The sequence below is a fragment of the Streptomyces sp. NPDC040718 genome (assembly GCF_055593565.1).
The window spans coordinates 205,851-227,060 of the sequence record NZ_JBVIXO010000005.1 but is presented as its reverse complement, the minus strand read 5'-3'; the positions used below and the strand labels follow the sequence as shown (position 1 = coordinate 227,060).

The 21,210-nt window shown below is 72.0% G+C and carries 26 protein-coding genes; all 26 read left to right on the top strand.

The genetic code is table 11. The annotated features are described in order from the left end of the window. Positions 1-52 precede the first annotated feature (52 nt). On the top strand, positions 53-307 hold the full coding sequence (locus ACZ597_RS15235; protein ID WP_471329345.1) for an acyl carrier protein: 255 nt from the start codon (positions 53-55) through the stop codon (positions 305-307). 3 nt (positions 308-310) lie between these two features. Beyond that, entirely contained in the window at positions 311-1,072 is a 762-nt protein-coding gene (locus ACZ597_RS15230) for a 4'-phosphopantetheinyl transferase family protein (RefSeq protein WP_471329342.1), read from the top strand. Further along, positions 1,057-1,386: a TcmI family type II polyketide cyclase gene (locus tag ACZ597_RS15225; protein ID WP_471329340.1), complete on the top strand. Its 330-nt coding sequence runs from the start codon at positions 1,057-1,059 to the stop codon at positions 1,384-1,386. Before ACZ597_RS15230 ends, ACZ597_RS15225 begins: the two co-directional genes overlap by 16 nt. Beyond that, a complete protein-coding gene (locus ACZ597_RS15220) occupies positions 1,383-2,654 on the top strand; it encodes a beta-ketoacyl-[acyl-carrier-protein] synthase family protein (protein ID WP_471329337.1) in 1,272 nt (423 codons plus the stop codon). The genes ACZ597_RS15225 and ACZ597_RS15220 overlap by 4 nt, the downstream gene beginning before the upstream one ends. A 23-nt stretch (positions 2,655-2,677) precedes the next feature. Next, positions 2,678-3,886, top strand: coding sequence for a ketosynthase chain-length factor (locus ACZ597_RS15215; protein ID WP_471330101.1), 1,209 nt, complete (start codon positions 2,678-2,680; stop codon positions 3,884-3,886). A gap of 10 nt (positions 3,887-3,896) precedes the next feature. Then, on the top strand, positions 3,897-4,157 hold the full coding sequence (locus ACZ597_RS15210; protein WP_471329335.1) for a phosphopantetheine-binding protein: 261 nt from the start codon (positions 3,897-3,899) through the stop codon (positions 4,155-4,157). A 44-nt stretch (positions 4,158-4,201) separates the two neighbouring features. Further along, positions 4,202-4,987: a 3-oxoacyl-ACP reductase FabG gene (fabG, locus tag ACZ597_RS15205; protein WP_471329332.1), complete on the top strand. Its 786-nt coding sequence runs from the start codon at positions 4,202-4,204 to the stop codon at positions 4,985-4,987. 14 nt (positions 4,988-5,001) lie between these two features. Next, entirely contained in the window at positions 5,002-5,955 is a 954-nt protein-coding gene (locus tag ACZ597_RS15200; protein ID WP_471329330.1) for an aromatase/cyclase, read from the top strand. Positions 5,956-5,957: 2 nt separating this feature from the next. Next, a complete protein-coding gene (locus ACZ597_RS15195; RefSeq protein WP_471329327.1) occupies positions 5,958-7,472 on the top strand; it encodes an FAD-dependent monooxygenase in 1,515 nt (504 codons plus the stop codon). Positions 7,473-7,479: 7 nt separating this feature from the next. Further along, positions 7,480-8,964, top strand: a complete 1,485-nt coding sequence (locus ACZ597_RS15190) for an FAD-dependent monooxygenase (protein ID WP_471329324.1) — start codon at positions 7,480-7,482, stop codon at positions 8,962-8,964. An 83-nt stretch (positions 8,965-9,047) separates the two neighbouring features. Further along, positions 9,048-9,728, top strand: a complete 681-nt coding sequence (locus tag ACZ597_RS15185) for an antibiotic biosynthesis monooxygenase family protein (protein WP_471329322.1) — start codon at positions 9,048-9,050, stop codon at positions 9,726-9,728. A 31-nt stretch (positions 9,729-9,759) separates the two neighbouring features. Then, the gene (locus ACZ597_RS15180) at positions 9,760-10,779 is read left to right on the top strand and encodes a methyltransferase (protein ID WP_471329320.1); all 1,020 of its coding nucleotides are present in this window, start codon (positions 9,760-9,762) and stop codon (positions 10,777-10,779) included. A gap of 34 nt (positions 10,780-10,813) precedes the next feature. After that, positions 10,814-11,995, top strand: coding sequence for a cytochrome P450 (locus tag ACZ597_RS15175; protein WP_471329317.1), 1,182 nt, complete (start codon positions 10,814-10,816; stop codon positions 11,993-11,995). 24 nt (positions 11,996-12,019) lie between these two features. Beyond that, positions 12,020-12,214 carry a ferredoxin gene (locus ACZ597_RS15170; protein WP_471329314.1) on the top strand — a complete coding sequence of 65 codons (195 nt, stop codon included), beginning with the start codon at positions 12,020-12,022 and terminating at the stop codon, positions 12,212-12,214. Then, a complete protein-coding gene (locus ACZ597_RS15165; protein ID WP_471329311.1) occupies positions 12,211-13,443 on the top strand; it encodes an NAD(P)/FAD-dependent oxidoreductase in 1,233 nt (410 codons plus the stop codon). Before ACZ597_RS15170 ends, ACZ597_RS15165 begins: the two co-directional genes overlap by 4 nt. Then, positions 13,440-14,096 carry a DsbA family oxidoreductase gene (locus tag ACZ597_RS15160; RefSeq protein ID WP_471329308.1) on the top strand — a complete coding sequence of 219 codons (657 nt, stop codon included), beginning with the start codon at positions 13,440-13,442 and terminating at the stop codon, positions 14,094-14,096. The genes ACZ597_RS15165 and ACZ597_RS15160 overlap by 4 nt, the downstream gene beginning before the upstream one ends. Positions 14,097-14,111: 15 nt before the next feature. Continuing rightward, positions 14,112-14,615 carry a nuclear transport factor 2 family protein gene (locus ACZ597_RS15155; RefSeq protein ID WP_471329305.1) on the top strand — a complete coding sequence of 168 codons (504 nt, stop codon included), beginning with the start codon at positions 14,112-14,114 and terminating at the stop codon, positions 14,613-14,615. A 4-nt stretch (positions 14,616-14,619) separates the two neighbouring features. Next, entirely contained in the window at positions 14,620-15,315 is a 696-nt protein-coding gene (thiE, locus tag ACZ597_RS15150) for a thiamine phosphate synthase (protein WP_471329302.1), read from the top strand. A gap of 8 nt (positions 15,316-15,323) precedes the next feature. Further along, complete coding sequence (locus tag ACZ597_RS15145; protein ID WP_471329300.1) at positions 15,324-16,316, top strand: thymidylate synthase; 993 nt, start codon at positions 15,324-15,326, stop codon at positions 16,314-16,316. An 11-nt stretch (positions 16,317-16,327) separates the two neighbouring features. After that, positions 16,328-17,071, top strand: a complete 744-nt coding sequence (locus ACZ597_RS15140; protein WP_471329297.1) for a class I SAM-dependent methyltransferase — start codon at positions 16,328-16,330, stop codon at positions 17,069-17,071. Beyond that, entirely contained in the window at positions 17,071-17,550 is a 480-nt protein-coding gene (locus ACZ597_RS15135; RefSeq protein ID WP_471329294.1) for a nucleoside 2-deoxyribosyltransferase, read from the top strand. The genes ACZ597_RS15140 and ACZ597_RS15135 overlap by 1 nt, the downstream gene beginning before the upstream one ends. Continuing rightward, a complete protein-coding gene (thiO, locus tag ACZ597_RS15130; protein ID WP_471329291.1) occupies positions 17,547-18,602 on the top strand; it encodes a glycine oxidase ThiO in 1,056 nt (351 codons plus the stop codon). Before ACZ597_RS15135 ends, thiO begins: the two co-directional genes overlap by 4 nt. Continuing rightward, positions 18,599-18,796 carry a sulfur carrier protein ThiS gene (gene thiS, locus ACZ597_RS15125; protein ID WP_471329288.1) on the top strand — a complete coding sequence of 66 codons (198 nt, stop codon included), beginning with the start codon at positions 18,599-18,601 and terminating at the stop codon, positions 18,794-18,796. Before thiO ends, thiS begins: the two co-directional genes overlap by 4 nt. Further along, entirely contained in the window at positions 18,789-19,565 is a 777-nt protein-coding gene (gene thiG / locus ACZ597_RS15120) for a thiazole synthase (protein ID WP_471329285.1), read from the top strand. The genes thiS and thiG overlap by 8 nt, the downstream gene beginning before the upstream one ends. After that, positions 19,562-20,413 (top strand): bifunctional hydroxymethylpyrimidine kinase/phosphomethylpyrimidine kinase, encoded by an 852-nt coding sequence (gene thiD, locus ACZ597_RS15115; RefSeq protein ID WP_471329282.1) that lies wholly within the window; start codon positions 19,562-19,564, stop codon positions 20,411-20,413. The genes thiG and thiD overlap by 4 nt, the downstream gene beginning before the upstream one ends. Further along, entirely contained in the window at positions 20,410-21,174 is a 765-nt protein-coding gene (locus ACZ597_RS15110; protein WP_471329280.1) for a tyrosine-protein phosphatase, read from the top strand. The genes thiD and ACZ597_RS15110 overlap by 4 nt, the downstream gene beginning before the upstream one ends. Positions 21,175-21,210: the final 36 nt, after the last annotated feature.

Sequence of the window (21,210 nt, the reverse complement as noted above, 5' to 3'; positions counted from 1 at the left end):
ACCGGAAGCGGTGTGCCTTCCTCCCCAGGCAGTTCTCATCAAAGGAGTCGAAATGCTGGACGACAGCGTCAAGGCCAAGATCAAGACCATCGTGTGCGACACCCTCGAGATCGAGGAGGAGGAGCTGACCGAGGACAGCGACTTCATGCACGAGCACGACGCCGACTCGATGCGCCTCATCGAGATCGTGTCCTCGCTGGAGCTGACCTTCGGCGTCAGCATCAAGGAGTCGGACGTCTCCCGCCTGGTGGACCTGAACGGCGTCTACGCGGTGCTCGCCGACGCTCAGTCCGCCACCGCCGCCTGACCGGTGTCCGGTTGGCCGGAGGGAGCGGATCTGTGGTTCCTGAGGGTCCGGCCTCCGTCCGGCGGTGACCGAGCCGAGTACGACCTCGCCGAGGACGACCTCGACGAAGCCGAGCGGCGGCGGGCAGCCCGCCACACCCGCCGCTCGGCCCGGTACCTCTACGTGGCCTCGCACCTCATGCTGCGCCGGGTGCTCTCCACGTACCTCGGCGCGGCACCGGCGGACCTCCGCATGGTCCGGGAACCCTGCCCGGGCTGCGGGGGCCCGCACGGACGGCCCGCCGTCGAGGACGCGCCGCTGCACTTCTCGCTCTCCCACTGCGAGAGCGGGGAAGCCGGCACGGTCATGCTGGGAGTGGCGCCGGATCCGATCGGCGTCGACGTGGAGCCGGTGGCCCGCCCCTCGCGGGTGGCCACCGTGCTGCACCGGCTGCACCCGGCGGAACAGGCCGAGCTCACCCCACTCCCCGTGCCACGGCGGACAGCCGCCTTCACCCGCCTGTGGACCCGCAAGGAAGCCTTCCTCAAGGCGACGGGCAGCGGGCTGACCCGGGGCCTGCGGACCGACTACCTCGGAGTCGCGGCACCCCACAGGCACCCCCGCGGCTGGACCGTCAGCGATGTGGCCGCACCCCCGGAGCACGCGGCGGCCGCCGTGCTGCGGACTTCGCAAGAACACATCCCGATGAGTCTCAGGTGGTTGCCGGACAACTGGCTCCACGCCTCCGATTACGGAAAGGAGCGAACGCAATGCACAGCACCTTGATCGTGGCCCGAATGGACCCCGAAGCAAGCCTCGACGTGGCCGAACTCTTTGGTGGCTTCGACGCGACCGAAATGCCGCACCGCATGGGCACGCGCCGACGCCAACTGTTCAGCTACCGAGGTCTCTACTTCCATCTGCAGGACTTCGACTCGGACAACGGCGCGGAGCGGATCGAGGACGCGAAGGCCGACCCTCGCTTCCAGCGGATCAGCGACGACCTCAAGCCGTACATCGAGGCGTACGACCCCAGCACCTGGCGCTCGCCGGCCGACGCCATGGCCCGGCGCTTCTACACGTGGGAGGCGTCCGCGTGACCGACCGGCGCGTAGTCATCACCGGCGTAGAGGTGCTGGCTCCCGGAGGTGTCGGCACCAAGAACTTCTGGCGCCTGCTGAACGAGGGCAGGACCGCGACGCGCGGCATCACCTTCTTCGACCCGACGCCCTTCCGTTCCCGGGTGGCCGCGGAGATCGACTTCTCTCCCGAGGCACACGGCCTGACGCCACAGGAAGTCCGGCGGATGGACCGGGCCGCGCAGTTCGCCGTGGTCGCGGCCCGCGGCGCGGTCGCCGACAGCGGCATCGAGCTCGCGGCACTCGACCCCCACCGGGTCGGCGTCACCATCGGCACCGCGGTGGGCGCCACCATGTCACTGGACGAGGAGTACCGGACCGTCAGCGACAGCGGCCGGCTCCACCTCGTGGACCACGGCTACGCCGTTCCGCACCTCTACAACTTCCTGGTACCGAGCTCCTTCGCCGCCGAGGTGGCCTGGGCCGTGGGCGCTGAAGGCCCGTGCACCGTGGTCTCCACCGGCTGCACGTCGGGCATCGACTCCGTCGGCTACGCCGTCGAGCTGATCCGCGAGGGAACCGCCGACGTCGTCGTCGCCGGATCGTCCGACGCGCCGATCTCACCCATCACGATGGCCTGCTTCGACGCGATCAAGGCGACGACCCCCCGCCACGACGACCCCGAGCACGCCTCACGTCCCTTCGACGCCACCCGCAACGGTTTCGTCCTCGGGGAGGGCGCTGCCGTGTTCGTCCTGGAGGAACTCGAGAGCGCACGGCGCCGCGGCGCGCACGTCTACGCGGAGATCGCCGGCTACGCCACCCGCAGCAACGCGTACCACATGACGGGGCTCCGCGCCGACGGCGCCGAGATGGCCGCGGCCATCACCGCGGCGCTCGACGAGGCCCGGATGAATCCCGAGGGGATCGACTACGTCAACGCGCACGGCTCCGGAACCAAGCAGAACGACCGCCACGAGACGGCCGCCTTCAAGCTGAGCCTGGGCGGGCACGCCTACCGGACGCCGGTGAGCTCCATCAAGTCCATGGTGGGGCACTCCCTCGGCGCCATCGGCTCCATCGAGATCGCGGCCTCCGTCCTCGCCATGGAGCACAACGTGGTCCCTCCCACCGCGAACCTGCACACCGCCGACCCCGAATGCGACCTGGACTACGTGCCGTTGACGGCCCGGGACCAGCTGACCGACTCGGTGCTCACGGTGGGCAGCGGCTTCGGCGGCTTCCAGAGCGCGATGGTGCTGGCACGACCCGACAGGAGGGCGGCGTGACCGTCTCGGCAGCCGTCACCGGCATGGGCATCGTGGCGCCCAACGGCCTCGGCACACAGGACTACTGGTCTGCCACCCGCGGCGGCAAGAGCGGCATCGGCCGGATCACGCGCTTCGATCCGGCGCAGTATCCGGCGAAGCTGGCCGGAGAAGTACCCGGTTTCACGGCCGAGGACCACCTCCCCAGCCGGCTGCTGCCCCAGACCGACCGCATGACACGGCTGGCCCTGACCGCCGCGGACTGGGCCCTCGCCGACGCGGGAGTGAGTCCCGAGGACCTCCCCGAGTTCGACATGGGTGTCGTCACGGCGAGCGCCTCCGGCGGGTTCGAGTTCGGGCAGCACGAGCTCCAACAGCTGTGGAGCAAGGGCAGCCGGTATGTGAGCGCGTACCAGTCGTTCGCCTGGTTCTACGCCGTCAACAGCGGCCAGATCTCCATCCGCCACGGGATGAAGGGCCCGAGCGGCGTGGTCGTCAGCGACCAGGCCGGCGGACTCGACGCGGTGGCGCAGGCCCGTCGGCTGATCCGCAAGGGCACGCCGCTGCTGGTGACCGGCGGCGTCGACGCCTCGGTCTGCCCCTGGGGCTGGGTCGCCCAGATGAGCTCCGGCCGGCTGAGCCGCAGTGAGGAGGCCTCCAGCGCCTACCTGCCGTTCGACGCGGCGGCCCAGGGGCACGTACCCGGTGAGGGCGGGGCCATCCTCATCCTGGAGGACGCCGCTGCCGCGCGCCGGCGCGGTGCCAGGATCCACGGATTCGTCTGCGGGTACGGAACGACCTTCGACCCCCGTGCGGGGAGCGGCCGCGAGCCCGGTCTGCGACGGGCGATCGAGCTGGCCCTGGCGGACGCCGGAGTCGGTGCCGGAGACGTCGACGTGGTCTTCGCGGACGCGGCGGGCGTCCCGCAGGACGACCGGATCGAGGCCGAGGCCATCACCGCGGTCTTCGGTGCCCGCGGCGTCCCGGTCACCGCGCCCAAGACGATGACGGGCCGGCTGTACTCCGGCGGCGCCCCGCTGGACCTGGCCACCGCGTTCCTCAGCATCCGGGAGGGCCTGATCCCGCCGACCCTGCACGTACGGCCGGCCCCCGAGTACGACCTCGACCTGGTGGTGGGACGGCCGCGCGCCGCCGAAGTGCGCACGGCGCTCGTCCTGGCCCGTGGTCATGGCGGGTTCAACTCCGCCATGGTCGTCCGCGCCGACGACCCGCATCCCCAGAACCAATCATGAAGGAGTCCCCGTGTACGGCAGCTTCACCATCGACGACCTCAAGAAGATCCTTCTGGAAGGTGCCGGCGCGGCCGACGGCGCGCTGGACGGCGACATCCTGGACACGGAGTTCGGGCAGCTCGGCTACGAGTCCCTGGCACTACTGGAGACCGGCGGCCGGATCGAGCGCGAGTACGACGTCATCCTGGACGACTCGGCCCTGACGGACGTGGCCACCCCGCGCGTGCTCCTCGAAGCAGTCAACTCACAGCTGACCGTCCAGGTCGGCTGAACCAGCACCCCCACCGGGCCCTGCCCCCAACTGGAGACGAAGAAATGACGCAGCAGAACCCGCGGGTCGCCCTCGTGACCGGAGCGACCAGCGGCATAGGCCTGGCCGTGGCCCGGCTCCTGGCCACCCAGGGCCACCAGGTCTTCATCGGCGCCCGCAACGCCGAGAACGTGACCTCGACCGTCAAGCAGCTCCGGGAGGAGGGCCTCACGGTCGACGGCACGCCCCTCGACGTCCGGTCCGCGGACGACGTCAAGGCGTTCGTGCAGGGCGCCGTCGACCGCTTCGGCGGCGTCGACATCCTCGTGAACAACGCCGGGCGCAGCGGGGGAGGCGTCACCGCCGACATCGCGGACGAGCTCTGGAACGACGTGATCGACACCAACCTCACCAGCGTCTTCCGGGTCACCCGGGAGGTCCTCACCACGGGTGGCCTGCGCGGCAAGCCGTGGGGCCGGATCATCAACATCGCCTCCACCGCGGGCAAGCAGGGCGTCGTGCTCGGTGCCCCCTACACCGCTTCCAAGCACGGCGTCGTCGGCTTCACCAAGTCGCTGGGCAATGAGCTGGCCCCGACCGGGATCACCGTCAACGCCGTCTGCCCCGGCTACGTCGAGACGCCCATGGCGGAGCGGGTGCGCGCGGGCTACGCCGCCGCCTACGACACCACCGAGGAAGCGGTCCTCGCCAAGTTCCAGGCGAAGATCCCGCTCGGCCGCTACTCGACGCCCGACGAGGTCGCGGGGCTGGTCGGCTACCTCGCCTCCGACACCGCGGCGTCCATCACCTCGCAGGCGCTGAACGTCTGCGGCGGCCTCGGCAACTTCTGATCAGGAGAAAGAACATGGTGCAGCACGGCTTGCGCGAAGTGGAGCACGAGATCACGGTCTCGGCCCCCGCCGCCACCGTCTACCGCCTGATCGCCGAGGTGGCGAACTGGCCCCAGATCTTCCCGCCGACCATCCACGTGGAGCAGCTCGAACACGGGGACGGCACGGAGCGGATCCGGATCTGGGCCACCGCCAACGGCGAGGCCAAGAACTGGACGTCCCGCCGGACCCTCGACCCCGCGGGTCTGCGCATCGACTTCCGCCAGGAGGTCTCCGCGGCGCCCGTCGCGTCGATGGGCGGGGCCTGGGTGATCGAAGCCCTGTCGGACACCGAGTCCCGGATCCGGCTGCTGCACGACTACCGGGCCGTCGACGACGACCCGGAGTCCCTGAAGTGGATCGACGAGGCCGTCGACCAGAACTCCCGCTCGGAGCTGGCCGCGCTGAAGACGAACCTGGAGCTCGCGCACCGCACCGGGGAACTGGCCTTCTCCTTCGAGGACTCGGTCCGGATCGCCGCTTCCGCCAAGGACGTCTACGACTTCGTCAACGAGGCCGGCCTGTGGCAGGAGCGGCTGCCGCACGTGGCAGGCGTCCGCCTCACCGAGGACACCCCGGGCCTCCAGGTCCTGGAGATGGACACCCGTGCCAAGGACGGCTCCACGCACACCACGAAGTCCTACCGGGTGACCTTCCCCGAGCGGAAGATCGCCTACAAGCAGGTCACGCTGCCGGCCCTGATGACCCTGCACACCGGCTACTGGACCTTCGAGGAGGCCGGGGACGCCGAGGGCGGAGTCGTCGCCACCTCCCAGCACACCGTCGTGATCAACACCGAGAACATCGCCAGGATCCTCGGGGCCGAAGCGACCGTGGCCGACGCCCGGGAGTACGTCCACGGTGCGCTGAGCACCAACAGCCTCGCCACCTTGAACCACGCCAAGAACCACGCCGAGACCCGGCGCTGACGATGGCCGTCGAGTACGTGGACACCCAGGTCGTCGTGGTCGGCGCGGGCCCCGTCGGGCTGATGCTCGCCGGTGAACTCCGGCTCGGCGGCGCGGACGTGGTCGTCCTGGACCGCCGTGGCGGCTCGACGACCGAGTCGCGGGCATCGACGCTGCACGCCCGCACGATGGAGATCCTGGACGGCCGGGGACTGCTCGCGGAGCTCGGCACTCCGCCGAGCGACCGCCGCGGGCACTTCGCGGGGATCCCCCTCGACCTGAGCCTCCCCACCCCGTACCCGGGGCAGTGGAAGGTTCCGCAGACCCGCACCGAGGAGCTGCTCCAGACCTGGGCGCGCGGCCTCGGTGCGGACATCCGGCGCCGGCACGAACTCAACGGCCTGAACGTGGCCGCGGACCGGGTCACCGCGGAAGCCGTGGGCCCTACCGGGCAGCCGGTGCGGATCCGCGCCCGGTACGCGGTGGGCTGCGACGGTGAGCACAGCACCCTGCGCCGGATCACCGGCACCGCCTTCCCGGGCCGGGACGCGCAGAGGGAGCTGCTGCGGGCCGACGTCGCGGGAATCGACGTACCGGACCGCCGGTTCCAGCGCCTGCCGGACGGACTCGCCGTCGCCGCCCGGCGCGGCGACGGCGTCACCCGAGTGATGGTCCACGCCTTCGGCAGCACCGTCCGCCCTCCCGGGACGGAGCCGCGGTTCGCCGACGTCGTCGACGCCTGGAAGCGGGTCACCGGGGAGGACATCTCCCACGGGACACCGGTCTGGGTGAACGCGTTCGGAGACGCCTCCCGTCGGCTCGCCCGCTACCGGTCGGGCCGTGTGCTGTTCGCCGGGGACGCGGCCCACCAGCAGATGCCCATCGGGGGGCAGGCACTGAACCTCGGTCTGCAGGACGCCGTGAACCTCGGCTGGAAACTTGCCGCCGAGGTGGCCGGCACCGCCCCCGCGGACCTGCTGGACACCTACCACGGCGAACGCCACCTGATCGGGGGCCGGGTCCTGGAGAACATCAGCGCCCAGGCCGGCCTGCTGCTCGGCGGGCCCGAGGTGGAAGCGCTGCGCGGCACCCTCGCGGCGCTGATCACCCTGGACGGGGTACGGGAGCACCTGGCCGGGATGGTGTCCGGGCTCGACGTCCGGTACGACCTGGGCGACGGCCACCCGCTGCTCGGCATGCGGCTCCCGTACGCCCGGCTGACGGCCGGAGCGGACGCGTACGGCACCTACGAACTGCTGCGTTCCGGGGGCGGCGTGCTGCTCTGCCTCACCGGGCCGGCCGGCGGTGCGGGGCTGGACGCGCTCGCCGGTCCCTGGGCCGACCGGGTCCGGGTGGTGGCGGCGGAACCCGTCCCCGAAGGGCCCCTGAGCGCAGTCGGCGCCGTACTCGTACGGCCCGACGGCCATGTCGCATGGGTCGGCCCCGACACCGACACCGACGAGCCGGGGCTGCTGCGAGCGCTGCGCCGCTGGTTCGGGGAGCCCGCCGGAACCCCACGTCATCCGAGGAAGAGATAGGACAGGCATGGAGACGCAGCAGGAAATGTTCGACGCGGACGTCCTCGTCGTGGGCGCCGGCCCGACCGGGTTGATGCTGGCGGGCGAACTGCGCCTGGGCGGCGCGTCGGTGATCGTCCTCGAACGGCTGGACCGGCCCACCGGCCAGTCCCGCGGACTCGGTTTCACCGCACGGGCCATGGAGGTCTTCGACCAGAGGGGACTCCTGTCGCGCTTCGGCGACCTCCAGACCAGCCCCGTGGGCCACTTCGGCGGGATCCAGTTCGACTACACCGTGCTGGAGGGCGCCCACTTCGGTGCCCGGGGCATCCCGCAGTCGCAGACGGAGGCCGTGCTCGAGGAGTGGGCGCTGTCCCTCGGAGCCGGCCTCCGCCGGGGCTGGGAGCTGCTGGAACTCGACCAGGAGCAGGACGGCGTGACCGTCACCGCCGCTACCCCTGACGGGGTGCGCACCCTGCGGGCCCGCTACCTCGTCGGCTGCGACGGCGGTCACAGCGCGGTCCGCAAGGCCGCCGGTTTCGACTTCCCCGGCACGGACGCGACGCGCGGGATGTACCTGGCCGATGTGGTCGGCTGCGGGCTGAAGCCCAGGTTCCTGGGCGAACGGCTCCCGGGCGGCATGGTGATGGCCGCCCCGCTGGCGGAGGGCGTGGACCGCATCATCGTGTGCGAGCACGGCACCCCGCCGCCGGACCGCAGCGAGACGCCCGAGTACGAGGAGGTCGCCGACGCCTGGCGGCGCCTCACGGGTGAGGACATCAGCGGCGGGAGCGCCGACTGGGTGAGCGCGTTCACCGACGCCACGCGTCAGGCCACCGAGTACCGCCGGGGCCGCGTACTGCTCGCGGGCGACGCGGCGCACATCCATCTGCCGGCCGGCGGTCAGGGCCTGAGCACGGGGGTCCAGGACGCGGCCAACCTGGGCTGGAAGCTGGCCGCGGAGGTGCGCGGCCAGGCCCCCGAAGGGCTCCTCGACACCTACCACGGCGAGCGCCACCCGGTGGGCGAGCGGCTGCTCGTGAACACCCGGGCCCAGGGCATGCTCTTCCTCGGCGGCCCCGAGATGGACCCGCTGCGCGCACTGTTCGGCGACCTGATCGCCCACGACGCGGTCAAGCGGCACCTCGCGGGGACCGTCAGCCATCTCGACATCCGCTACGGGGACGAAGACGGGGGCCACCCGCTCCTCGGCCGCCGGATCGGCCATCACGCGCTGCGCACGGAGACCGGTCCCACGAGCACGACCCGGCTCCTCCACCCCGGCCTGGGCGTGCTGCTCGACCTGGTCGACGACGCCGGCCTGCGGGAGACGGCGGCCGGATGGAAGGACCGGGTGACGACGGCGACCGTCGTGCCGACGGCCCCCGGCGCGTTCGCGGACGCCGCAGCCCTGCTGATCCGCCCCGACGGGTACGTGGCCTGGGCGTCCCCGGAGGAGCGGACGGCGCTGCCGGAGGCGCTCCGCCGCTGGTTCGGCGAACCCCTCCCGTAGCCCCGCGTCCGCGCAATGCGCCGAGCACGCGCAGAACACGCAGAACACGCAGAACCCACAGAACACGCAGAAACGGAACACCTGTGCCCCTGATCTCGCCGGAAGACGGCTACCTGACCGTGTTCAACCTCTTCGAGACCGAGACGGCGGCCGGCCAGGAGCAAGTGCTGGACGCCATGCGCGACATCATCGACAACGCCGGCTACCCCGGCTGGGTGTCGTCCACCCTGCACGCCGGGCAGGACAGCCCCGGCACCGCCAACTACATCCAGTGGACCAGCCTCGAGGCCCTGCAGGCCCGTTACGCCGGCGAGGGCTTCAAGCGCAGGACCGTGCCGCAGTTCAACGAACTGGCCACTTCCGTACGCCTGCTGAGGACGGAGGTCGACTTCGTCCAGCGGCACCCCGCCCTGGACGGCGTCACCGAGATCTCGCCCTCCCGCGACGACTACACGGTGATCATCGTGCTCGGCGTCGCCGAGGAGAACCAGAAGGAACTGCTGACCACCCTCGCCAAGCCGGAGGAATGGCTCACCGAGGTGCCCGGCTACCGCTCGCACACCTACTTCCGCAGTCTCGACGGCACGTGCGTCGTCAACTACGCCCAGTGGGACAGCAAGGAGGCGTACGACGCCTTCCACACGCTGCCCGAGGAGCAGCGCCCCCGGGAGGTCCGCGACGGCCGCGTCCGGGCCCGGTCCCTGGTGACGTCCCGCTCGGCCAACACCTACCGCGTGGTGCGTTCCCGCTCGGCGCAGAGCTGATCCGACCTTTCCCCTTAGGAGTTGTGCCACCGTGCAGACCGAATCCCAGATACCTCCCTCGGCGCGCATCCTCCAGCTCGCCACCGCCGGCTGGATGTCCGCGGCCGTGAGCGCCGCGGCCGAACTCGGCGTCGCCGACGAACTGGGCCGGGGCCCGCGGACGGTGGAGGACATCGCGAAGGCCGTCGACGCGCACGCCCCCACGCTGTACCGCCTGCTGCGCGCCTGCGCGGACTTCGGCCTCTTCCGGGAGGAGGAGGGACGGGTCTTCGCCCTGACGGAGACCGGGGAGGCCCTGCGCAGCGACGTGCCGGGTTCCATGCGCAACTTCGCCCGGTGGGTCGGCGAGCCGGCCGACCGCTTCTCCTGGTCGGGGCTGGCGGAGTCGGTGCGTACCGGCCGGTCCGCCTTCGAGGGCGTGCACGGCCGTTCCGTATGGCAGTACCTGCGCGAGGAGGAGCACACGGCCGGGGTGTTCAACCGAGCGATGACGGAGGCGTCCTCCGGGCTCATCGCCCCCGTCGTGAACGCCTACGACTTCGGCTCCTTCCGCAGGATCGTCGACGTCGGCGGCGGACAGGGCGCGCTGCTCGCCGCCGTGCTCGCCGCGAACCCCGCGGCCGAGGGCGTGCTCTTCGACCAGCCCGAAGTGATCGCCGCTGGCGGCCGGGCGTTCGACGAGGCCGGGGTGGCGGACCGGGTGCACAAGCACCCGGGTGACTTCTTCGAATCCGTCCCCGCCGGCGGGGACGCCTACCTGATGTCGAACATCATCCACGACTGGGACGACGAGCACTCCGTGCGGATCCTGTCCAACTGCCGGGACGCGATGACCCCGGACGGACGCGTGCTCCTGGTCGAGGCGGTCATGCCGACCGGCCCCGTGCCCGCGCCGACGGTCAAGCTCATGGACCTGAACATGCTGGTCCTCTGCGACGGCCACCAGCGGACCGAGGACGAGTTCCGGGCGCTGTTCCGCAAGGCGGGACTCGAACTGAACCGGATCGTCCCCGGTGGCCTCTGCAGCGTCGTCGAAGCAGTACGGGCCTGACCACCTCCCGGACCGAAGGAAAGGACGGACCACCATGGCCACGGCGACCGAGCCGAAGAGCGACATCGACCCGTACTCCGAAGAGGCGATCCTCTCGCCCTACGAGCCCTACCGCGTCCTGCGGGACACCGGACCCGCAGTCTGGCTGGAGCAGTACCAGGTGTGGGCCGTGTCCAGGTACAAGGACGTGTACGCGGCCCTGCACGACTACGAGACCTTCTCCTCCGGGTCGGGAGTCGCGCTCAACGACCCGATCAACGAACGGATGCGCGGCACGACCCTCGCCAGCGATCCGCCCTACCACGACCACGTGCGCGGCATCATCAGCGGCCCGCTGACCCCGAAGGCGCTGCGCGCGCACCGCGAGCACTTCGAGCAGCTCGCCGACGACCTCGTCGACAGGCTCATCCGGCAGGGCGGCTTCGACGGCGTGGCCGACTTCGCCCACGTCTTCCCCACCTCGGTCGTCCCCGACCTCCTCGGCTGGCCGGCCGAGGGGCGCGAGCAGTTCCTCGACTGGGCGTCCGCGGCGTTCAACACCATCGGTCCGATGAACGAGCGCTCCCTCGCCGACGTACCCCTGATGAAGGGAATGTGGGAGTACATCGCGGACATGGCCCGGCCGGGCCGGCTCCGGGACGGCAGCTGGGGAGCCGACCTGGTGGCCGCGGCCGAGGCCGGGCGGGTCGAACACCGGCTGCTGCCCTCGCTGATCGGCGACTACCTGCTTCCCTCGCTGGACACCACGATCTCCGCGCTGTCGAGCGCCCTGTGGCTGCTCGGCAACCACCCGGAGCAGTGGGACGCGATCCGCCGCGACCTCTCGCTCGTGAACAACGCCTTCAACGAGACGGTCCGCTGCGAGTCGCCGATCCGGGCCTTCTCCCGCCTCGTGACCCGCGACTGCGACCTGAGTGGCCAGTTCCTGCCCGCCGGCTCCCGGGTCCTGATGCTGTACGCCTCGGCCAACCGGGACGAGCGGTACTGGGGCAACCCCGAGGTGTTCGACGTGACCCGCGCCGACGCCAAGAGCCACGTCGGGTTCGGGCACGGCATCCACGGATGCGTCGGCCAGGGCCTGGCCCGGCTGCAGGGCGCCGCGCTGCTCACGGCCCTCGCCAAGCGGGTGCGGCGCATCGAGGTCGGTGAGCCGGTCTGGCGGGTCAACAACCACATCAGGGCGATGTCCTCCCTGCCCACGGCACTGCATGTGTGAGCCGAGCGTCAGGAGCGCACGACGATGAACATATTCCTGGACGAACAGCGCTGCGAGGGCCACGGCGTGTGCGAGGAGGCAGCGCCCGAGCTGTTCCGCATCGATGACGAGGGCGACCTCGTCGTGCTCTTCGACGGCGACGAGGTGCCGCGGGGCCAGCACGAGGCCGCGGCCGCGGCGATGCGGCTCTGCCCGGTCAACGCGTTGAGGCAGCGGTGACCTCTCGGCGGCTGGTGGTCGTGGGCGCCTCGCTCGCGGGCCTGCGGGCGGTCACCGCCGCCCGGGGCTGCGGCTTCGACGGCGGCATCGTCCTGATCGGCGCCGAGGAACACCTTCCGTACGACCGGCCGCCGCTCTCCAAGGACTTCCTGGCAGCGGGAGGGGAGCCGCCCCCGCCCACTCACCCCGATGCCGCGGATCTGCGCGACGGCCTCGGCGTGGAACTGCGGCTCGGAGCGCCGGCCACGGCGCTGGACCCGACGGCGAGGACCGTGACCGCGGGCGGCGACGAGGTCCCCTACGACGCCCTCGTCATCGCGACCGGGGCACGGGCGCGCACCCTGCCGGTGCCCGCGCCCCTCGACGGCGTGCACGGCCTGCGGACCCTCGACGACGCCCGGGCCGTCCGGCGCGCACTGGACGCCGGTGCCCGCACCGTGGTCGTCGGCGCCGGGTTCATCGGCTCCGAGGTGGCTTCGCTGGCGCGCCGGCGCGGACTCGACGTCACCGTGGTCGAAGCCCTCCCCGCCCCGATGACCCGGTCCCTGGGCGATGCGACGGGAGCGGTCTTCGCGGACCTGCACGCCGCGCACGGCACTGATCTGCGCTGCGGCACCACCGTCACCGGCATCGAGGGGGACGGGCGGGTCGAGCGGGTCCTGCTCTCCGACGGGTCCACGGTCGATGCCGACCTGGTCGTCGTCGGCATCGGTGCCGAGCCCGCCGTCGAATGGCTCGCGGGCTCGGGAGTCGCCCTCCGCGACGGGGTGATCTGCGACGAGTACCTCGCCACCGGCATCCCGGGGGTGTGGGCCGCAGGTGACGTCGCGCGCTGGAAGCACCCCGGGTACGGGCGGGAGGTACGGCTGGAGCACTGGACGAACGCCGCGGAGCAGGGCGCCCTGGCCGCACGGAACGCGGTCGGCCCGGAAGCGGCCCGGCCCTGCGTCACCGTCCCGTACTTCTGGTCGCAGTGGTACGGGCACCGCATCCAGTTCGTCGGCATGCCCGAGGGCGAGCACGTCGAGATCGTCGGCGACGCCGGCGCACCGTGCTTCATCGCCCTGTACCGCTCCGGTGACCGGCTCGCCGGAGCCCTGGCAGTGAACCACCGCGGAGCCGTTCCCGGGCTGCGCGGTGCGCTCCGGACCGGGGCGGGCTGGTCGCAGGCCCTCGCGCACGCCCGCCGCTCCGTCATGTCGTCTTCCGCTACGAAGGGAAAGAAATGAAGGTCGATGTCTACCGGGACTTCGCGTGCCCGTGGTGCCGCCTGAGCGCCCACAGGTTCGAGCGCGCCGTGGCGGAGGCCGGAATCGGCGAGGACGTCGAACTGGTCCACCGCCCGTTCCTGCTCAACCCCGAGGTGGACGGCACCGAGGAACCCGCGCCGCTCCTCGACGTCATGGCGGGGATATTCGGCAGCCGGCAGCAGGCGGAGTCCATGCTCCACGGGATGACCCGGCTCGGCGCCTCCGAAGGCGTCGAGTACCGCTTCGACCGGGCCCTCGCGGTCGGGACCCTGCCCGCGCACCGCCTGATGTGGTTCGCGGCCCGGGAGCACGGGCCGGCCACCGCGGCCGCTCTCGCCACGGCCGTCTTCGACGCCCACTTCCGCGCCGGCCGCAACGTGGCCGACCACTCCGAGCTGGTACGGCTGGCCGAGGAGGCGGGCATCGACGGCGCCCGGGCGAAGGAGTTCCTGGCGTCCGGCGAGGGCGCGGCCGAGGTCCGCGAGCAGGCCTCGGCGGCCCGCGCCGACGGCGTCTCCGCCGTGCCGACCTACGTCTTCCCGGGCGGCGAACGGGTCAGCGGCGCTGCCGGGACCGACGTCCTGATCAGCGCCCTCCGCCGTGCCTCCCGACCCACCCAGGACCAGGACTGAAGAGGAACACAGGACATGGCACCCATCGACGAAGCAGTGGCCTCCCTGCGGGCCGGGCTCCGCGCCCACACCGACCGCATCGAGATCGCCGGCGTGTGCGACCGCTACCTCCGGCACCTCGACAAGGACCGGGACAACGACGACTGGCTCGACGCGGTGTTCACCGCCGACGTCCACCTCACCTTCCCCATGGGCGAGTTCACCGGCCGGGACGGACTCGTCGCCTTCCAGAAGATGGCCCGGGAGAACTTCGAGCGCACCCATCACATCGCGTCGAACTACGACATCCGCCTCGACGGCGACCGGGCCCGGGTCCGGGCGCACCTGATGGCCGTCCACGTACCGCACCGCGAGAACCCGGGAGAGCACTTCACCATCGGCGGCCACTACGAAGCCGAGACGGTCCGCGGACCCGAGGGGTGGCGCATCAGCGAGTTCTCCTTCGACCTGGTGTGGCACGCCGGGAACGGCCCGCTCGCCAAGACCGGCCGCGGGCCCGGACACGGATCGGACGTCTGACCGGGTGGACGCACGAGAACGCCTGGCCACGGCCACCCTGTACCTCTGCACCGATGCCCGCCGGGACTCGGGCGACCTGGCGGAATTCGCCGACGCGGCCCTCGCCGGCGGCGTGGACGTCCTCCAGCTCCGCGACAAGGGGTCCGCGGGCGAACGGAAGTACGGGCCGCTGGAAGCCAGGGAAGCACTGGAGGCGCTGGAGGTGCTGCGCGCCGCCTGCCGCAGGCACGGGGCCCTGCTCGCGGTGAACGACCGCGCCGACCTCGCCCGGGCCGCGCGGGCCGATGTCCTGCACCTCGGCCAGGGCGACCTGCCGCTCGCCCGTGCCCGCGAGATCGTGGGCGGCCGGACGGCGATCGGACGCTCGACGCACGACGCCGGGCAGCTGGCCGCGACCCTGGCCGACCCGGACCTCGACTACGTCGCGGTCGGGCCGTGCTGGCAGACCCCGACGAAACCCGGACGGTACGCGGCGGGCCTGGACCTGGTGCGCGCCGCCGCGGCGACCGGGGACCCCCGCCCCTGGTTCGCGATCGGCGGGGTCGACAGCGGCCGGCTGCCCGCCGTGCTCGACGCGGGCGCCCGAGGGGTCGCCGTGGTTCGGGCGATCACCGGGGCCGACGATCCGCGGAGCGCGGCCGCACACCTCAAGTCGGTGATCACCGCGCGTCCCGCCGGCCGGCCCACGCAACAGAACTGAGCGATCCCATGGAATTCAAGACCTTCCACCACGCCTACCCGGCCGTCATCCGATCGGTGTTCGAGCAACCCGAGTTCCGCAACTCCCCCCGGGGGTTCCCCAGCGTCGAACAGCTCGGGGTGCGGTACAGGCTGCTGGACCCCACCCAGCGGGTGCCGCTGGCACCGTCCCGGCGGCTGAACATCGTCTTCAACTACGCCGAGGCCCTGTGGTACCTGTCCGGCCGCGACGACCTCGACTTCATCGCGTACTACGCACCCGGCATGCGCAAGTACTCCGCCGACGGCGTACGGCTGACCGGCACCGCCTACGGCCGGCCGCTGTTCGGCACGACCGGGGGTGCACCGAGCCAGTGGCAGCGGGTCGTGGACGAGTTGCGCCGCGACCCGGACAGCAAGCGGGCCGTACTGCAGATCTTCCGGGGCGAGGAGCTGCTCACCCCCGGCAACCCGGACGTCTCGTGCACGCTCGGACTCCAGTTCCTGCTCCGCGAGGGGGCCCTGCACGCGGTCGGCATGATGCGGGCCAACGACGCCTACCGGGGCATGTCGAGCGACGTGTTCTCCTTCACCTTCCTACAGGAGGTTCTCGCGCGGGAGCTCGGCGTCCAGCTCGGCGAGTACACCCACTTCGCCGGATCGCTGCACGTGTACGACCCGGACCGCGAGCGGGTGGCCGCCGTACTGGCCGACCCGGCGTCGGAGCGGGAGCCGGAGTACTCCTTCCCCGCCATGCCCGAAGGCGACAACTGGCCCTACCTGCGCGAGGTGTTCCGCATCGAGGAGGCCCTGCGGCGCGACGAGCACCGGCTGGGCGACGAGAGCCTCGGTCTGCCGGACTACTGGGTCCAGGTGGTGCTGCTGTTCGAGGTCCAGCGGCGGCTGCGCCGCGAGGAACCGGTTGACGAGGCCCTCCTCGGTCGGCTCTGGCCCGTCCACCGCTGGCTCGTGGCCCACCGCTGGCCGTCACTGGCGGCCGCCGCGGGCCGTCCGCAGAACTGAGAGGCGCTCCCTTGGGCACCAACTGGAAGGACACCCCGGACATCGCGTCCGGCTTCGAGGCCTACGACGACCTGCCCGAGCGGGTCGTGGGCTATCCGGCGGTCTTCGCCGAGCTGGGACTGGGCACGACCGGGGTGCGCACGGTACTCGACTACGGCTGCGGGCCGGGCAAGGTCGCCCGCCGCGTCGTCGAGGCGTTCGACGGCGTCGACGTCGTCGGCGCGGACATCTCCGCCCGAATGATCGACATCGCCGGCGCCAAGCGCCCGCACCCCAGGATCACCTACCGGCAGGTGGAGAGCGGGCGGCTGGACTTCCTGCCGTCCGGATCCGTCGACGCCGCGATGTCCTGCTACGTGTTCATCAACATCGGCGACCGCGACGCCATCCGCGCCATCGCCGCCGAGGTCCACCGGGTCCTGCGGCCCGGCGCCCGCTACACGGTGCTCGACACCAACCCGGCCACCACCGGCGTGCAGTTCTCGAAGTTCCGCAACGGCGACCCCGGGAAGGACTACACCACCGGGGAACTCCGCCGGGTCCTGCTGGACATCCCCACCGGCGGCACCCTGGAACTCATCGACCACCACTGGCCCCGAGAGGTCTACCTCGACGCGCTGACCGGAGCGGGCTTCACCCAGGTCCGCTCCCGAGAACCCGTCCTCGGCGACGTCGAGCCCGACCCGGCGCTGCACCCCGAACTCACCGCCGAGCGCGTCCACGCCCCTTTCCTCATCGTCACAGGAGTGAAGTGATGACCGAATCGCCCACCGGCACCGTGTTCCTCGGCGGCCCCTTCAAGGGAATCGTCGACCCGGCCACCGGAGAGATGGACAAGAAGCACCGCCTGCGCTTCGAGACCCTGCTCGACCGCCTCGACGCCGAGGGACACGTCGTGCACAACGCCCACCGCCGGGAGAGCTGGGGCGCGGCCTTCCTGACGCCCGAGGAATGCACCCGCCTCGACTTCGACGAGATATCCGCCAGCGACGTCTTCGTGGCGTTCCCCGGGGCCCCCGCCTCGCCGGGCACCCACGTGGAGCTCGGCTGGGCCTCCGCCCTGGGCAAGCCGGTCGTCCTGCTGCTCGAACCGGACGCCGAATACGCGTTCCTGGTGCGCGGGCTGCACACCGTCGCCGACGTCACCGTCATCACCGTCGGCGACGACGACCTGGCCCTCGCCGACGAGGTGTCGGCGGCCGTCCGCCGGGCGGTGTCCGGGGCGGCCGGATGAAGCAGCTGGCCGTAGTGGGAGCCGGCGCCATCGGCCTGACCGTGGCCTGGCGGGCGGCCGCCGCGGGCTGGACGGTCACCCTGTACGACCCGGAGCCCGCCCGCGGCGCCTCCTGGGTGGCGGGCGGCATGCTCGCCTCCTCCTCGGAGGGATGGCCCGGCGAGGAAGAACTGCTGGAGATCAGCGCGCTGTCGCTGGCCCGGTGGCCGGAGTTCGCCGAGCGCCTGGCCGTCGAGTCCGGGCAGCCGTCCGGGCTGCGCACCGAGGGCACCGTGATCGTCGGAATGGACTCCGCCGACCTCAAGGAACTCGACGTCCTCGCGGACTGGCTGGCCGAGAACGGCAGGCCGGTCGCCACCCTGACCGGCCGGGAGCTGCGGCGCCGCGAACCCGCCCTGTCCCACGGCATCCGGGCCGCACTGGACGTCCCCGAAGACCTGGCGGCCGACAACCGGATGCTGCTCGCCGCGCTGACGGCCGCCTGCGCCGCCACCGGGGTGAGGCTGGTGCGGGAGAGGGTGACGGACCTGTCCCTCCTCGAAGCCGACCAGATCGTGCTCTCGGCCGGGGTGGACTCGGCGGCCCTGCACCCGATGGCCCGGGTCCGGGCCGCCAAGGGGGAGATCCTGCGGGTGCGGTCCCGTACCGGAGTGCTGCCACCGCCCGGACGCACCGTCCGCGGCCTGGTCCACGGACGCCGGGTGTATCTCGTACCGCGCCACGACGGACTGGTCATCGGCGCCACCCAGTACGAGGTGGGCCACGACCGCGAGGTGACCCTCGGCGGAGTCAGGGACCTGATCGCCGACGCGGAGACCGTGCTGCCGACGATCGCCGAGTACGAACTCGTCGCCGCCGACGCCGGCCTGCGGCCGATGTCCCCGGACAACGTGCCCCTGATCGGCCGGGTCGACGCGAGGACCGTGCTGGCCACCGGACACGGACGCAACGGCCTGCTGCTCGCCCCGCTCACCGCGGAGGCGGTCCTCGCCGAACTCGACGACCGACCGCTTCCCGAGGCCGCAGCGGCCCGTCCGAGGAGATTCGCATGAACGTCATCGTCAACGGAGAACGGCAGACCGTCGCCGAAGGCTGCACAGCGGCCGACGTCGTCATGAAGCTGCGAGTGCCGGAACGCGGAGTCGCCGTCGCTGTCGACGGCGAGGTGCTACCCCGTGGCCAGTGGGACGTGGAACTGGCCGAGAACACGAACATCGAGATACTGACGGCGGTGCAGGGTGGCTGAGGAACTGACGATCGCAGGGCGCCGGTTCGGCTCCCGACTCATCACGGGTACCGGCGGAGCCGCCAACCTGACCGTGCTGGAGCGGGCCCTGGTGGCCTCGGGCACGGAAATGACCACGGTCGCCCTGCGCCGGGTGGACGCCGGCGGCGGCAGCGGAGTCCTGGAACTCCTGAGGAAGCTGGACATCGGGATCCTGCCCAACACTGCGGGGTGCCGTGGCGCGGCCGAGGCCGTCTACACCGCCAAGATGGCCCGGGAGGCACTGGAGACCGACTGGATCAAGGTCGAGGTCGTCGCCGACGAGCGGACCCTCCTGCCCGACGTGTCGGAACTCGTCGACGCGTGCGAGCAGCTGGTCGACGCGGGGTTCATCGTCCTCCCGTACACCACCGACGACCCGGTGGTGGCGCGCAGGCTGGAGGACGTGGGCTGCGCGGCCGTCATGCCGCTGGGTTCGCCCATCGGTACCGGACGAGGCATCGCGAACCCCCAGAACATCGAGATGATCGTCGAGTCGGCCGGAGTGCCCGTCATCCTGGACGCCGGCATCGGCACGGCCAGCGACGCCGCCCTCGCCATGGAGCTGGGCTGCGACGCCGTGCTGCTCGCCAGCGCCATCACCCGGGCGAAGGACCCCGAGCGCATGGCCCGGGCGATGGCCGCCGGGGTGGCCGCGGGCTTCGACGCGCGCCGCGCGGGCCGCATCCCCAAGCGGTTCTGGGCGATGGCCTCGTCCCCGTCGCTGTCGGACCGGGAAGCGACCGCATGATCCCCGTAGCCCTCACCATCGCCGGCAGCGACCCCAGCGGCGGGGCCGGCCTGCAGGCCGACCTCAAGGTGTTCTCGGCCCTCGGGGCCTACGGGACCAGCGTCGTCACGGCACTGACCGCCCAGAGCACCCGCGGCGTGAGCGCAGTGCACCACCCGCCGCCGGACTTCCTGGAGAGCCAGCTCGACGAGCTCCTGGCCGACGTCCGCGTCGACACCGTCAAGATCGGGATGCTGGGCGACGCCCGCCTGGTCGAGATCGTCGCGGACCGGCTGACCCGGCACCGCCCGCCGTACGTCGTGCTGGATCCCGTCATGGTGGCGAAGAGCGGTGACAGGCTGCTCGCCGCCGACAGCGTGGCCGCGCTGCGCACGCGGCTGCTGCCGCTGGTCGACGTGGTCACGCCGAACCTTCCGGAGGCAGCAGAGCTGCTGGGCGAGGAGGAGGCGGCCGACGAGGCGGCGATGTTCGAGCAGGCGCGCCGCCTCGCGGAGTCGTGCCCGCGGGTCCTGCTGAAGGGCGGGCACCTCACCGGTGCCGACAGCGTCGACCTGTTCGTGGAGGAGGGCCGGATCCGCCGGCTCAGCGCGCCCCGGGTGCGCACCAGGAACACCCACGGCACCGGATGCGCCCTGTCCTCGGCGATCGCGGCGCTGCGCCCGCAGCGTCCGGACTGGCACAGCGCGATCGCCGATGCCAAGAGCTATCTGACGGAGGCGCTGCGCCACGCCGACGCCCTGGGCGTCGGCACCGGGCACGGCCCGCCCTCCCACTTCCACGCCTGGTGGCCCCCTCACGACGAAGGGGACCGCACGGGCCCGGCCGGCCAGGAGCCAGAACCGTCATGAGCAGAACCTCTCCCTCCCGTTTCGTCGAGGTCGACGGCTGTTTCAACTACCGGGACCTGGGCGGCTACCGCACCGCGGACGGCAGGACGGTGGCCTGGCGGAGGCTGTTCCGTTCCGACGGCCTGCACCGGATGACGGCGTGCGGTTCCGACGCGTTCGCCGCGCTGGGCGTGGCCACCGTGATCGACCTGCGGACCCCCGTCGAGGCCGAGACCCGGGCCTGGACCCCGCCGGCGGGCTGGTCGGGCCGGAGGCTTCCCCTCCCGCTGCTCGCGCAGACCCCGGACTGGTCGGCCGGGGATCCGGCGGACCTCGAACGCGAGGACTTCGCCGCACGGCACTATTGGCACACCGCCGTCACCGGCGCCGCCGGGCTGAAGGCCGCGGTCGAGGCGCTCGCAGAGCCGGAGGGGCTGCCCGCGGTGTTCCACTGTGCCGCCGGGAAGGACCGCACCGGGGTGCTGGCGGCCCTGGTGCTGCGGCTGCTGGGCGTGCCCGCCGCGACGATCGCCGCCGACTACGCCCTCAGCGATGAGGCGACCGCCCGGTGGGAGGCCTCCCTGTCGGGCGGCAACGAGGACGACACCCAGACCGCGTGGGCGTACGTCCCGCCGGCCATGCTGGTCGCCCCGCCGGCCAACATGCTGCTCTTCCTCCGACGGGTGGAGGAAGAGCACGGATCGGTCCAGGACTTCGCCGCCCACATCGGCATCGGCCGGGAAACCGTCGAGCGGCTGCGCAGGGCACTGCTGGACGCCTGACCCGGCACCGCAGGCCGACGGGCCGTTTCGGAGGAA